The organism is Thioreductor micantisoli (genome assembly GCF_055392745.1).
Genome location: NZ_AP043760.1, coordinates 1,357,585 through 1,371,332, shown reverse-complemented (window position 1 = coordinate 1,371,332; position 13,748 = coordinate 1,357,585). Strand labels below are relative to the sequence as shown.

Annotated in this window: 11 protein-coding genes and 1 pseudogene; 8 read left to right on the top strand and 4 right to left on the bottom strand. The window is 29.3% G+C overall.

The window, feature by feature from the left end; translation table 11 throughout:
• Nucleotide 1: 1 nt before the first annotated feature.
• The gene (locus tag ACZ5OA_RS07315; RefSeq protein ID WP_464907212.1) at nucleotides 2-757 is read left to right on the top strand and encodes an ABC transporter permease; all 756 of its coding nucleotides are present in this window, start codon (nucleotides 2-4) and stop codon (nucleotides 755-757) included.
• A 9-nt stretch (nucleotides 758-766) separates the two neighbouring features.
• Nucleotides 767-1,954: a molybdopterin molybdotransferase MoeA gene (locus tag ACZ5OA_RS07310; RefSeq protein ID WP_464907211.1), complete on the top strand. Its 1,188-nt coding sequence runs from the start codon at nucleotides 767-769 to the stop codon at nucleotides 1,952-1,954.
• A 15-nt stretch (nucleotides 1,955-1,969) separates the two neighbouring features.
• Here ACZ5OA_RS07310 and ACZ5OA_RS07305 read toward each other — a convergent pair whose 3' ends face one another.
• Genes ACZ5OA_RS07305 through ACZ5OA_RS07290 form a run of 4 tightly spaced genes read right to left on the bottom strand, consistent with a single transcriptional unit; the run spans nucleotide 1,970 to nucleotide 6,978 of the window.
• Nucleotides 1,970-3,190: a molybdopterin molybdotransferase MoeA gene (locus ACZ5OA_RS07305; protein ID WP_464907210.1), complete on the bottom strand. Its 1,221-nt coding sequence runs from the start codon at nucleotides 3,188-3,190 to the stop codon at nucleotides 1,970-1,972.
• 59 nt (nucleotides 3,191-3,249) lie between these two features.
• On the bottom strand, nucleotides 3,250-4,149 hold the full coding sequence (locus ACZ5OA_RS07300) for a Ppx/GppA phosphatase family protein (RefSeq protein ID WP_464907209.1): 900 nt from the start codon (nucleotides 4,147-4,149) through the stop codon (nucleotides 3,250-3,252).
• A complete protein-coding gene (locus tag ACZ5OA_RS07295) occupies nucleotides 4,136-5,746 on the bottom strand; it encodes a cation:proton antiporter (protein ID WP_464907208.1) in 1,611 nt (536 codons plus the stop codon). Before ACZ5OA_RS07295 ends, ACZ5OA_RS07300 begins: the two co-directional genes overlap by 14 nt.
• Nucleotides 5,746-6,978: a glutamate-5-semialdehyde dehydrogenase gene (locus ACZ5OA_RS07290; protein ID WP_464907207.1), complete on the bottom strand. Its 1,233-nt coding sequence runs from the start codon at nucleotides 6,976-6,978 to the stop codon at nucleotides 5,746-5,748. Before ACZ5OA_RS07290 ends, ACZ5OA_RS07295 begins: the two co-directional genes overlap by 1 nt.
• 180 nt (nucleotides 6,979-7,158) lie before the next feature.
• Between ACZ5OA_RS07290 and ACZ5OA_RS07285 the strand changes: the two genes are divergently transcribed.
• From ACZ5OA_RS07285 to ACZ5OA_RS07260, 6 genes and pseudogenes are all read left to right on the top strand, one after another.
• Nucleotides 7,159-8,154: an NAD(P)-binding domain-containing protein gene (locus ACZ5OA_RS07285; RefSeq protein ID WP_464907206.1), complete on the top strand. Its 996-nt coding sequence runs from the start codon at nucleotides 7,159-7,161 to the stop codon at nucleotides 8,152-8,154.
• 168 nt (nucleotides 8,155-8,322) lie between these two features.
• Nucleotides 8,323-11,161: pseudogene (gene napA / locus ACZ5OA_RS07280) on the top strand (nitrate reductase catalytic subunit NapA).
• 9 nt (nucleotides 11,162-11,170) lie between these two features.
• Nucleotides 11,171-11,986 carry a ferredoxin-type protein NapG gene (gene napG, locus ACZ5OA_RS07275; protein ID WP_464907205.1) on the top strand — a complete coding sequence of 272 codons (816 nt, stop codon included), beginning with the start codon at nucleotides 11,171-11,173 and terminating at the stop codon, nucleotides 11,984-11,986.
• Entirely contained in the window at nucleotides 11,986-12,813 is an 828-nt protein-coding gene (gene napH, locus ACZ5OA_RS07270; protein ID WP_464907204.1) for a quinol dehydrogenase ferredoxin subunit NapH, read from the top strand. Before napG ends, napH begins: the two co-directional genes overlap by 1 nt.
• Nucleotides 12,794-13,285 carry a nitrate reductase cytochrome c-type subunit gene (locus ACZ5OA_RS07265; RefSeq protein WP_464907203.1) on the top strand — a complete coding sequence of 164 codons (492 nt, stop codon included), beginning with the start codon at nucleotides 12,794-12,796 and terminating at the stop codon, nucleotides 13,283-13,285. The genes napH and ACZ5OA_RS07265 overlap by 20 nt, the downstream gene beginning before the upstream one ends.
• Complete coding sequence (locus tag ACZ5OA_RS07260; RefSeq protein WP_464907202.1) at nucleotides 13,275-13,748, top strand: 4Fe-4S binding protein; 474 nt, start codon at nucleotides 13,275-13,277, stop codon at nucleotides 13,746-13,748. The genes ACZ5OA_RS07265 and ACZ5OA_RS07260 overlap by 11 nt, the downstream gene beginning before the upstream one ends.

The window sequence follows — 13,748 nt, the reverse complement described above, 5'->3', positions numbered from 1 at the left end:
GATGAAAAAATTTTTTGTGTTTTTAAGTGTAATAATTCTATTATTTCTAACATTGCCATTGTTTAAGCTTATTTTTAGTGTTTCTTTACCACAATACATTAATACTATTAACGATAGAGAAGTGATAAATTCAATTTTTTTAACCATGAAGGTATCTTTTTTATCAACATCTTTTGTATTTTTAACAGGAGTGCCTCTTGCTTATTTGATAGCTAGAAATAATTTTTATGGAAAAAGTATTCTTGAAAGTATTATTGATATACCTACAATGGTTCCTCACACAGCTGCTGGTATTGCATTACTTATGACTTTTGGAAATGAGCAAATAGGGGATTTTTTAGGGAAAATAGGTTTAAGTTTTGTTGATAGTACAACTGGTATAATGGCTGCTATGATGTTTTTATCTTCTCCTTATTTGATTAATTCAGCAAAAGAGGGATTTAAAAATGTTGACCCTAAAATAGAAAATATATCTCGTTCTTTGGGCGCATCGTTTTTTTATACTTTTACAAGAATTATATTACCTCTTGCGAAAAAAGATTTAGTAAATGGTATGCTTTTAATGTGGGCTAGGGGGCTTGGTGAATTTGGGGCAATTGTTATTATTGCATATCATCCTATGGTAGCACCAGTCTTGATATATAATAGATTTATAAATTTTGGGCTAAAATATTCAGCTCCAGTTGCGGCTCTAATGATTATTTTTTCTGTAATAATTTTTTCAATTGTAAGATATTTAAATAATAAAATTAAATAAAGGAATCAAATGGCACATATAAGTTTTGAAAAATCAATGGAAATTTTACATAAAAATCTTCCTAAAATGAAAGGAAGTGAAAAAGTATTTTTAAGTGATGCGTTAAATAGAGTTTTGGCAACAGATGTTGTAGCAAAATATAATAATCCTTATATGCTTACAGCTTCAATGGATGGATATGCAATTAAACATAGTAATCAAGATAAAAAAATTAAAATAATAGGGAAAAATCCTGCCGGTAGTTTTGAATTCGATGAAATAAAAGAATATGAAGCAATCAAAACTTTTACAGGAAGTTTTATGCCAAAAGGTGCTGATGCACTTGTACCAATTGAAAATGTTGAAGTAAAAGAAAATAGATTAATTATCAAAGAAAAAGTTGAAAAAGGCTTTTCAGTTAGACTTATTGGAGAGGATTTCAAAAAAGGAGAAATTTTACTAAAAAAGGGAACTTTGATTAAAGCAGGAGAAATAGGGGTTTTAGCTTCTTTAGGTGTGCCTGTGATTGATGTTGTTAAAAAAAGTGTGGTTTCAATATTAGCTACAGGGGAAGAAGTTGTTGATCTAGATAGTGAATTTAAAATGGGGCAAATTAGAAGCTCAAATAATTATACTTTAACTGCACTTGCTAAAAGTTTCGGATTTAATGCAATTAATCTTGGAATTGTAAGAGACCAAAAAGAAGAGATTAAATCGAAGATTCTTGATGGACTTGAAACAAGTGATGTTGTAGTAACAACAGGAGGTGTTAGTGTAGGAGATTTTGATTTTGTAAAAGAAATTACAGGAGAGTTTGATGTATTGTTATATGGAGTAAATATAAAACCTGGTCAATGGATAATGATAGCAAAAGCAGGAGAAAAATATATAGTTTCACTTCCAGGATTTCCATATAGTAGTTTTGTGACATTTTTACTTTATGTAGTGCCTATTATTGATAGTTTTGAAGGAAGAAAATCAATTAAATTTTTAACTGCTACTTTAAAAGATGATTTTCAAAAAGTATTCAAGAAAACTCAATTTGTAGCTGTAAATTTAGTTTTTGAAAATGGAAAATATTTTGTAGATACCAAAGGTAAAAAACAAGGAAGTAGTGCAATTTTAACTAATTTGATAAATACAAACACTTTAATGTGGCTTGATGTTGGTCTTTATACATTAAAAGCAGGTAGTGAAGTTAAAATAATAGTATTTTAACTTTTACTTGATTATTCAATTAAACATATTATTTTGATTAGTAAAAAAAGAAGTAATTGGAATTATTTTTAAAATTTCATTTTTATCTATTGTTTTTTTATTTTTTTGAATAATGCTTATTGCATTTGAATGTAGAAGTGGTTTTAACATACCAGAGCCATATTTGTAATTATTATATACTTCAAATTCTCCATTTTCGTAAAATCCTAAAATTGTATGATCTTTTTTTGGATTTAGATTGAATGTTGTTTTACTTTTTGCATAATATATTTGATGATAATATTTTTTTGCACCACTTATTTTCCTAAATAGTGGAATTCCTATACAAAACATATTTAAAAAACTAGCAAGAGGATTTCCAGGAAGTGCCAAAATAAATTTGTTTTTAATTTTTCCTATCATTGTAGGACGACCTGGTTTTACCAATATTCCATGAAAAAATTCTTTTAAACCTAATTCTTTAAAAGCTTTAAACATAAAATCTTTTTCTCCGAAACTTATTCCTCCACTTGTAATAATTACATCATAATTTGTTAAAATAGTGTTTATTTGTTGGAGAGTTGATTCATAGTCATCTGAAATAATACCTATTAAATCTGCATTGAAATGAAAATGTTTTAAAAGTGAAGAAAGAGAATAAGAATTAATATTATAAATTTCATTTTCAGTAGCTTTTTCATAAGGTTCTTTAAGTTCATCACCACTTGAAATTATTGCAATTGTTGGTTTTTTAAAAACTTTGATATTTGTTATTCCTTGGCTTGATAAAAGAGCAATTATATTGGGTGTGATTTCTTCACCTTTTTTTATTAAAATTTCATTTTCTTCAATATCTTCACCTTTTTTTCTTAAATTGGCACCTTTTTTAATTTCTGGAATTTCTATATAATTATCAGTAACTTTCAAACAATTTTCAATAGGAATAATTGTATCAATATTTTCTGGAGTTTTTGCTCCTGTCATAATTTTGACGCATTCATCGTCTTTTAAAAGAATTTCACATATATCACCTGCGTAAATTGTAGCTTTTATTTTTAATTTTTTAATATTTGAATGTTTAAATCCAAATCCATCCATAGCTGAATTATTAAAAGAAGGATTATTTTTTATAGCAATAATATCTTCTGCTAAAAAATGTCCTAATGCTTCATTTATAAATATATTTTTTGAGGTTAAAGGAAAAACTTTTAATAAAGTTTTTTCTAATGCGTCTTTATAAGAGATATTATCTAACATAATATTTTTCCTTGTATAAATTTATAAATTATAACATTATTTTTGATAAATATTACATTTTATAATTTTTTATTTTTACAATAATCAAATGCAATTCCCTCTCTCACACCCATATCGCAAACTATACATTTTTCAAATCCAGTAAGTCTGAAGATTTCTTTGAATATCATAATTCCACTTACTATTAAATCTCCTCGTCCAATTCCTACGAGTTTTTCTCTATGTCTCATATCCATCTTTAGAAGTTTATCCATCCATTCATCCAAATCTGCAACTGTAACTTCTACCCCATTTACTTTATTCCCATCATAACTTTTATAATCAAGACCAATTTTAAGGGCTGCAATTGTAGTAGGAGTTCCACTTGATGCTACAAAAACATCAGGCATATAAGTTTGTTTGATGAAGTTTATAAAATCTTTAAAAGGTTTAGTATCTTGTCTAATCCCATATTCTAAAGCTTCAATTGATTTATATCTTTGTGAAGTTGTAACAATCCCAATAGGAAAACTTTCACTAATTAATTCTTTTTTGTTTGATATAATGAGCTCAGTGCTTCCTCCACCAATATCAACTAAAAACATATTTTTATATTGAATATTGTGTTTATTTAAGCAAAGTGTTGCTGCAAAAGTAGTATAATATGCTTCTTCGTTAGGTTCAATTATTTTAAACTCTACTTCAGTTTCATTTTTAATTTGTTCTAAAACATCTTTTTTATTTTTAGCTTGTCTTAAAGCTTGGGTAGTTACAGCTTGGACATTATTAAAATTGATTTTTTCTTTTGCTTCTTTAATGGCATTTATTATTCTAGTAATACTTTCTTCGCTAATTTCTCCAGTATTGACTAATTTGTCAGCAGTTTTTACTATTTTTTCATAACTATTTAATACTGTTTTAGATGTACAGTCATATTCTAAAACTCTAATTGTATTACTTCCTAAATCAATTGCTACCATTTTCTTCCTTTAATTTGAATAATAAACTTATAATCTTTTTAGCCATTTCTCTGTCTTTATCTACTATAATTATTTTATTTTCTTTGTAAAATTCTTTTTCTACACTGTTTGTATTACTTAATACAATAATTTTAATATTTGGATTTAATGATAAAATATTTTCTGTAATTAGATGCGTATTTTCTTCATTTAATGTTGTAATTATAGCAGTTTTTGCTTCTTTTATATTAATTGATTCTAAAATAGTTTTATTAGCTGCATTTCCAAAAATTACATTATCTCCATTTTTGAGACCTTCTTTTACATTTTCTATTTGATTATCAATCAATATATAAGTTTTGGCTAAGTTTGTAAGTTTATGAGCTACTTTTTTACCAACATTATTGTATCCTATAATAATTGTGTGTTTTTTTACTTTGGCAGGTTGCAGGGTTGGTAACTCTTCATTTTTGTTTTTATTAAAAAAAGGTAATATTTGATATAAATATTTAAGAATAAAAGGAGTTAAAATCATTGAAATAACAACTGCTACAATTAATTTTTGTAAAATTAAATTATCTGCGAGTGAATATTTAGCAAGTAAAGCAAAAATTACAAAAGCAAATTCACCTACTTGTGATAAAGTAAGAGCTGTTTTTATACTGACTCTCTTTTTTTCAAAAGGTCTTAAAATAGTAAAAATGATAATAGCTTTTAATATCATTACGCTAATAGTAATTCCTAAAATTGGAACTATATTAGAAATAGCAAAATGTAAATTAACACTAAGTCCAACTGAAACGAAAAATAGAGCTAAAAGTAAATCTCTAAAAGGGGCTAAATCTGCTTCTATTTGATATTTAAAAGGAGTTTCTGATATAATCATACCAGCTAAGAATGCTCCAAGTGAATAACTAAGTCCAAAAAAATTAGCAGCTTCAGAAGCGCCTAAAACTATTAGAAATAGAGTAGCTAAAAATATTTCATTTGACTTTGTTTTGGCAGCTTGTTTTAATATAAAAGGGATAATATATTTTCCAAATAGATAAATCACTCCAATTAATCCTAAAAATCCTATAATCGTTTCAGATAGCATATTTGCTAGAGTTAATGTTTTATTTGTAATAATTGAAATAGCTATTAAAATAGGAATTACTGCAATATCTTGGAAAAGTAAAATTCCTAGTGAATTTCTACCATAAGGTTTTGAAATTTCGTGGCTTTCGTTTAATAATTTTAATACAATAGCAGTAGAACTAAGCGCTAAAGCACCACCAATTATTAAACTAATATTCCAGTCAATTGCAAAAATAGAGTGAGTAATGATACCAAATCCAAATCCTACTATTAACGTTTCAAGTGTTCCATAAATAAACACCTCTTTTTTCATATTTTTAAGTTTTTCAGGACTAAATTCAATACCTATTAAAAACATTAAAAATATAATACCAAATTCAGCTATATGGTCAACTGTTTCTTTTTCTATGTGAAATACAGCTGTTATTATTATACCCGTAAGTATATATCCGATAATAGGCGGTATTTTAAATTTTGATAACGGTATATTAAACAGAAGTGAAACAAAAAATATCACTATTATAATGAGTGTTGTATCCATTATCTAATCTGACCTTCCCCATAAATTTTAAATTTATAAGTTGTTAAATCATTAATTCCCATGGGACCTCTTGCGTGAAGTTTATTTGTGCTGATTCCAACTTCCGCGCCAAATCCAAATTCGCTACCATCAGTAAATCTTGTAGATGCATTTACATATACACAAGCAGCGTCAATTTCATTTAAAAACTTTTCACTTGCTGTATAGTTTTCTGTAATAATAGCTTCAGAATGACCTGAGCTGTATTTTTGAATATGAGCAATAGCTTCATCAATATTTTCAGTTGTTTTAATTGATAAAATATTTGCTAAATATTCCGTGTTCCAATCTTCTGCGTTTGCTTTGTCGATATCAATTAATTCACAAGCAAACTCATCACCTTTTAGAATAGTTTCATTTTTCATAAATTCATTTGCTAATAAAGGTAAAATTTTAGGAGCTATTTCTTTATCTACAATTAAAGTTTCCATTGCATTGCAAACCCCAGGTCTTTGACATTTTGCATTAATTGCTATTTTTATAGCTTTATCAAAATCTGCATCTTTGTGTATATAAGTATGGCATAATCCTTTATCGTGTTTTATTACAGGAACCGTTGCATTTTCACTTACATACCTTACTAATCCTTCTCCACCTCTTGGAATAATTAAATCTACATATTTATCCATTTTGATAAGCTTAGCAACTCCTTCGTGAGAATAGTCTGGTAGAAGTGAAATAGCTTCTTTTGGTAAATTGTTTTCTTCTAAAACTTCTCCCAACACTTGAGCAATAGCTCTATTTGAATTTTCTGCTTCTTTTCCACCTTTTAATATACAAACATTTCCACTTTTGAAGCATAAAGCAGCTGCGTCACTTGTTACATTTGGACGACTTTCATAAATAATACCAATTACACCAATAGGGATTGCAGTTTTTTCAATTCTTAATCCATTCGGAAGTTCCCAACCTTCTAAAATTCTTCCAACCGGATTTTTAAGTGTTGCTATTTCTCTTAGAGCATTTGCCATATCTTTTATTCTTTTTTCATTTAATAATAATCTATCCATTAAAGCAGTACTTAAATTTGATTTTTCAGCGTAAATTAAATCTTTTTGATTTCCTTCAATTATTTTAGAAGCCTTGTTTTCTAGTTTACCAGCCATTTGTAATAATATTTTATCTTTAATTCCACCTTTTAAAGTAGCTATTTTTTTATTTGCTTCTTTTACTTTTTGTAACACTTTTTTCATTTTATCCCCTTAAAATATTAAAAATTATATTATATTTACAATAAAAGTAGTTATTTTTTACTTTTTGTAACACTTTTTTCATTTTATCTTTTTAAGATATATAAAAAAGACAAAATTTGTATACAATTATACCAAAAGTGTTTCTTTTTATGTAAAAAAAATAAAAAACAAGGATGATTTATGTCTAAAATATTTGATGTAGTAGTTGTAGGAGCAGGTCCAGGAGGAATTAGTGCAGCAGCAGAAGCTATTATTGCTGGTGTAAATCCAGCAAAAGTTTTAGTTTTAGAAAAGTCAGATGCTCATAACGAAACTGTTAGAAAATTTTATAAACATGGAAAAAGAGTTGATATTGATTGGGCTGGAATTAAGGCTGAATTTCATGGTCATTTGAGTTTTGAAAAAGGAAGTAAAGAAGAATATATTAAACAATTTGATGATATTATTGAAAAACATGAAATTAGAATTGTTTATGATCATCATGTTTATGCAATTGAGAAAACAAATGATATTTTTGAAATTGCAGCAGATAAGGAACTTGGTGTTATTCAGGCTAAAAAAGTTGTAATAGCTATTGGAGTTATGGGAAAACCAAATAAACCAAACTATAAATTTCCAATAAATATTAGACCAAGATTAAATTTTAATCTTGATAAAGTAGTTCCAGGTGAAAAAATTATGATAGTTGGTGGAGGTGATACAGCTGGTGAATATGCTTATGGGCTTAAAGATATGTGTCCTAATTGTGATGTTACATTATCATATAGAAAACAAAAAATTACTAAAATGAATCCAACTAATAAAGCAATGGTAGAAAAATATATTGAATATGGTAAAATCAATTCAAGACTTGGGATTGATATAGAAAATGTTGAGCCTGTTAAAGATGATGATGTAACACCTCCAAGAGTTAAAGTTAATTTTAAAGATGGAACAACTGGAGTATTTGATAGAGTAGTATATGCGTTAGGTGGAACAGCTCCGAAAGATTTATTACAAAATTGTGGTATTAAATTTGATGAAAAAACATCAAAACCAATTTGTAATCCTGAAACTCTAGAAACAAATGTAGAAAATTTATATATAGTTGGTGATGTTGTAAAAGGTGCTCAGTCAATTTCTGTTGCAATCAATCATGGATTCTATGCTGCTAGTGATTTAGTCAAAAAATTATAAATTTTAAACTCTCTTTTTGAGAGTATTTTTCTCCTGCTTTACTTTTCGTAACATTTCATCTCGTCTAAGTGTCTTTAAAGTGCCGAAAAGTACCTTTTTGATTGAAGTCAATGATAATTCTTCAATAAAAATAGTATTATTATGTAAATTTATTGTAAAGGAGATATTATGTCTATGGATAGAAGAGACTTTCTGAAAACTTCTGCGGCTGTAGCAGCAGCAGGTGCTGTTGGTATTAGTGTACCAAGTGAAGTCGAAGCTAAAGCTAATCAAGGTCAACAAGGTTGGCATTGGGATAAAGCGGTATGTAGATTCTGTGGAACAGGATGTGGTATTATGGTAGCTACAAAAGGTGATAAAATTGTAGCAGTAAAAGGTGATCCAAAAGCACCAGTAAACAGAGGTATTAACTGTATTAAAGGTTATTTTAATGCAAAAATTATGTATGGGGCTGATAGATTAACTGATCCACTTCTTAGAACAAATGATAAAGGTGAATTTGATAAACATGGTAAATTTAGACCAGTTTCTTGGAAAAGAGCCTTTGATGAAATGGAAAAACAATTTAAAAAATATTATAATGAATTAGGACCAACTGGAGTAGCTATTTTTGGTTCAGGACAATATACTGTTCAAGAAGGTTATATAGCTAGTAAACTTGTGAAAGCCGGATGGAGAAGTAATAATATTGATCCAAATGCAAGACATTGTATGGCAAGTGCAGTTGTTGGATTTTATCAAACATTTGGGATTGATGAGCCAGCTGGTTGTTATGATGATATTGAAATCACAGATACAATTATTTCTTGGGGTGCGAATATGGCAGAGATGCATCCAATTTTATGGGCAAGAGTATCTGATGCTAAACTTAATCATCCAAATAGAGTAAAAATTATAAATCTTACTACTTTTAGTAATAGAACTTCAAATATTGCAGACGAAGAGATTATCTTTAGACCAAATACAGATCTCGCAATAATGAACTATTTAGGTAGAGAAATTATTAAAAGAAATGTTATTGATTGGGATTTTGTAAATAAACATACAATATTTACAACAGGAACTGTTGATACAGGTTATGGTATGAGAGAGCCAAGTAAAGCTAAAGCTCTTGGATATTCAGATAAAGAAATGCAAACTATCAAAAAACAAGCATCAAACACTATAACAAAAGAAGAAGAAATTGCTCTTAGTGGTATTGCTAATCCAAATTGGAAAGCTGGTAAAGAGATGAATATGAATTCATAGAAAAGGTCATGCACCATTTTTTCATTGGCAAATTACATTTGATGATTTAAAAACTGCATTAGAACCTTATGATTTAGATTATGTTGTTAGTGTAGCAAAAGGTGACGAAGATGAAAGTGATGATGAATTCAAAAGAAAACTAAGAGTATTAGCTGATTTATATATTGAAAAAAATAGAAAAGTAGTATCTTTTTGGACAATGGGATTCAATCAACATGTAAGAGGCGGTTGGATAAATGAAATTGTTTATATGGTTCATATGTTACTTGGAAAACAATCACTTCCAGGAAGTGGAGCATTCTCACTTACAGGACAACCAAGTGCGTGTGGAACAGCTAGAGAAGTTGGAACATTTGCTCATAGATTACCATCAGATTTACTTGTAGCTAATCCAAAACATAGAAAAATGGCAGAAAAATTATGGAAACTTCCTCACGGAACAATCAATCCAAAAGTTGGAAGTCATTTTGTAAAAATTATGAGAGATATGGAAGAGGGAACAATTAAATTTGCATGGGCTCAAGTAAATAATCCTTGGCAAAATACTGCAGATGCAAGTCATTGGTTTAAAATGGCAAGAGGAATGGACAATTTCATTGTAGTTAGTGAATGTTATCCAGGTGTATCTGCAAGAGTAGCAGATTTAATTTTACCAATCGCTATGATTTATGAAAAATGGGGAGCTTATGGTAATGCTGAAAGAAGAACTCAACATTGGAGACAACAAGTAGTATCTCCAGGAAATTCAATGACTGATATTTGGACTATGACTGAATTTGCAAAAAGATTTAAATTAAAAGAAGTATGGCATAAATGGAAACTTCCTGATGGAACAATACTTCCAGATGTATTAGGTCAAGCTAAAAAAATGGGATATTCTGAAAATGATACACTATTTGATGTTTTATTTAATAGAAAAGAATATCATAGAGAATATCCATGGCCAGATAAAATTGCAATTGATGCACATGGGCATAGACATGGAAATAGTGAAGCTGAAGGTGATAATAGAGATGTAGTTGGAAGTGATGGAAAACCATTTAAAGGTTATGGATTCTTTATCCAAAAAGCTATGTGGGAAGAATATAGAAAATTTGGTGTAGGTCGTGGACATGATTATGCACATTTTGATACTTATCATAAAGTTAGAGGACTTAGATGGCCAGTTGTAAATGGGAAAGAAACTAAATGGAGATTTAATGTAGATTATGATCCATATGCAAGAAAACATGCTAAAAAAGGTGAAAAATTTGCATTTTATGGGCCACTTTTGAAAACAATTAAAGTTGGTAATTTATCTCATCCAATTGCAAGTAAAGGTAAAGTTCATCTAGCAAATAAAGCGAAAATCTTCTTTAGACCGTTTATGGTGCATCCAGAAGATCCAAAATATGATAAAGATGGATATGATATGTGGCTATGTACTGGTAGGGTTTTAGAACATTGGCATAGTGGAACAATGACTATGAGAGTTCCAGAACTTTACAGAGCAATGCCAGAAGCACTTTGTTATATGCATCCAGATGATGCTAAAAAAAGAGGTCTTAAAGATGGGGATTTAGCGGTAGTTGAAAGTAGACGTGGTAAAGTTCAATCAAGAGTTACAACAAGAGGAAGAAATAGACCACCAAAAGGTTTGGTATTTGTTCCATGGTTTGATGAAAAAGTTTTAGTTAATAAAGTTTGTCTTGATGCAACTTGTCCTATGAGTAAAGAAACTGACTATAAAAAATCAGCAGTAAAAATTTATAAAGCATAAGGATAGATAGTGGATAAAAAAAGAAGAAGTTTCCTTGTTGGGTTAGCACAAGCAGCTGCTATTTCTTCGGCAGGAGGTACACTTCTAGGTGGATTTGTAAAAGAAAATTCAAACAAACCTTTATCTCTTCGTCCACCTGGAGCTTTGGAAGAAAAGGAATTTTTGAAAACTTGCATTAGGTGTGGACTTTGTGTAGATGCATGTAAAACAAGAGAAAATATTCCGGTGAATAGAGATGGGGAGAAGGCAATTACCCTAGAGCTTGCAAAAGCTGGAGATAATGCTCCTCTTGGAACACCATTTTTTAAAGCAAGGACAAACCCTTGTTTTATGTGTGATGATATTCCATGTATGTATGCTTGCCCAACAGGTGCTTTGACGCCAGAAAATTGCGAAAATGATAAAAAAGAAGTAGCAATAGATTATGCTAAAATGGGAGTTGCTGCAATTGACCCAAGTAGTTGTATAGCTTATTGGGGATTACAATGTACTGCTTGCTATAGAGCATGTCCTGAAATGGATAAAGCTATTACCATTGAATGGAGAAAGAATAAAAGAACTGGAAAACATGCTTATAGAATTCCAATTGTGCATGAAGAATTTTGTACTGGTTGTGGACTTTGTGAGCATGCTTGTGTGACTGAAAAAGCAGCTATCAAAGTTTTCCCAAGAGAAGTTGCTCTTGGAAAAGCTGGAAATAGATATGTAAAAGGTTGGGATAAACAAGATCAACAAAGAGTAAAAGATGCTACTACTAATACCAAAACAGTAACGCCTGTTAGTAAAAAAAGTGCATTAGATAATTTAAATAGTGGAGAACTTTAATGAAAAAATATAGATATTTAATACTTAGAAGAATTTCACAATTTTCTATTTTGTTTTTATATTTAGGAGCAAATGTATGGGGTTGGAAAATTCTTTGGGGAGATTTAAGTTTTTCAAAATTGTTTAATAAAATTCCATTAACTGACCCGTTTGCCTCTTTGCAAATGCTTTTTGCAGGGGCTGTAATTAGCACAGATATGATAATAGGTGCTTTAATTATAACTCTGTTTTATGGATTAATTGGTGGTAGAGCTTTTTGTAGTTGGGTTTGTCCTGTAAATTTAGTTACTGATTTAGCTGCTTATCTTAGAAGAAAACTTGGAATTGATAAAGATGGAAAACGATATATAATTTCAAGAAATTTTAGATATTGGTTTTTAGCAACAGCGTTAGTTGTTTCAGCCATAACGGGAGTAGCAAGTTTTGAGGTAATAAGTCCTATTGGAATCCTTACAAGAATGGTAATTTTTGGAGTTGGGTTTGGATGGACTTTTATTTTAGCTATATTTTTATTTGATTTGTTTATTGCAAAAAATGGATGGTGTGGACATATGTGTCCATTAGGTGCTACTTATTCTATTATAGGTAGTAAAAGTTTAATAAGAGTGGAACATAATAAAGATGCTTGTACAAATTGTGGAGAGTGTAAAAATATATGTCCTGAAAAGGATGTATTAAATCCTTTAATTCATAAAAAAAATGGATTTGTTGAAGGAATTGCTTGTACAAATTGTGGAAGATGTATCGAAGTTTGTGAAGCTAATGCTTTGAAATTTAGTTTAAGAAGTTTTATAAAAGGAGAAAATAATGAAAAAATTATTAATTAGCACAGCAATTGTATCTATGATGTTTGCAACAAGTGCAATAGCAAGTAGTGTTTATAATCATGATGGAACAGTAAATGCAAATGGTCTGAGAAATGCATCATTACATGCAGATAGTCAAAATTTACCACCAGTTGAATATAGCTCAGCTTATCCAATTCCTGGTCATGTAAAAAGTTTCAAAAAATCTTTTGTAACGGCACCGCCAATGATTCCTCATAAAGTGAAACAAATGTTACCAATTACATTGCATAATAATGAGTGTTTATCATGTCATATGCCTCAATATGCAAAGAGACTCGGAATTCCAAGTATTCCAGCTGACCATTTTAAAGATAATTTCCAAGGTGGAACACACCATTACAGAATTTCAGGAAGTAGATTTAATTGTACTCAGTGTCATGCACCACAAGCAAAAGTTAAATTAGCAGTTCAAAATCATTTTAATGAAGTAAAAGCTAAACGTGGATTATAAAAAAAGACTTTTTGGGAGATTTTCTCCCAAGAAAAACTTTGTTTATCCTCCATATTTTGAAGATATACAAAATTTTTCTAAATGTATTGAGTGTGAGGGGAAGTATTGTTTAGAAGCTTGCGCGGAAAATATCATAGAAATTGAAAGTTCTTATCCAGTTATTAAATTTGGTATAAATGGTTGTACTTTTTGTGATGAGTGTGCAAATGTTTGTGAATTAAATGTTTTAGATATCTCTTTTAAAAAAGAGAAATTGAATGCTGAATTTATTATAAATATAAAAACTTGTATAGCGTGGAATGAAACCATTTGTTTTGCTTGTCAAGATATTTGTTCCGAGAGATGTATAATTTTCAAAGGAATGTTTAATCCGGTAATTGATGATGAAAAATGCACAAGTTGTGGATTTTGTCTAAGTGTTTGCCCAGCTCATAGCATAGAAATAATTCCAAAAAAGGTTTAA

Coding starts and splice junctions, on each gene's coding strand:
- ACZ5OA_RS07315 (WP_464907212.1), top strand. CDS start 2: ATGAAAAAATTTTTTGTGTTTTTAAGTGTAATAATTCTATTATTTCTA.
- ACZ5OA_RS07310 (WP_464907211.1), top strand. CDS start 767: ATGGCACATATAAGTTTTGAAAAATCAATGGAAATTTTACATAAAAAT.
- ACZ5OA_RS07305 (WP_464907210.1), bottom strand. CDS start 3,190: ATGTTAGATAATATCTCTTATAAAGACGCATTAGAAAAAACTTTATTA.
- ACZ5OA_RS07300 (WP_464907209.1), bottom strand. CDS start 4,149: ATGGTAGCAATTGATTTAGGAAGTAATACAATTAGAGTTTTAGAATAT.
- ACZ5OA_RS07295 (WP_464907208.1), bottom strand. CDS start 5,746: ATGGATACAACACTCATTATAATAGTGATATTTTTTGTTTCACTTCTG.
- ACZ5OA_RS07290 (WP_464907207.1), bottom strand. CDS start 6,978: ATGAAAAAAGTGTTACAAAAAGTAAAAGAAGCAAATAAAAAAATAGCT.
- ACZ5OA_RS07285 (WP_464907206.1), top strand. CDS start 7,159: ATGTCTAAAATATTTGATGTAGTAGTTGTAGGAGCAGGTCCAGGAGGA.
- napH (WP_464907204.1), top strand. CDS start 11,986: ATGAAAAAATATAGATATTTAATACTTAGAAGAATTTCACAATTTTCT.
- ACZ5OA_RS07265 (WP_464907203.1), top strand. CDS start 12,794: ATGAAAAAATTATTAATTAGCACAGCAATTGTATCTATGATGTTTGCA.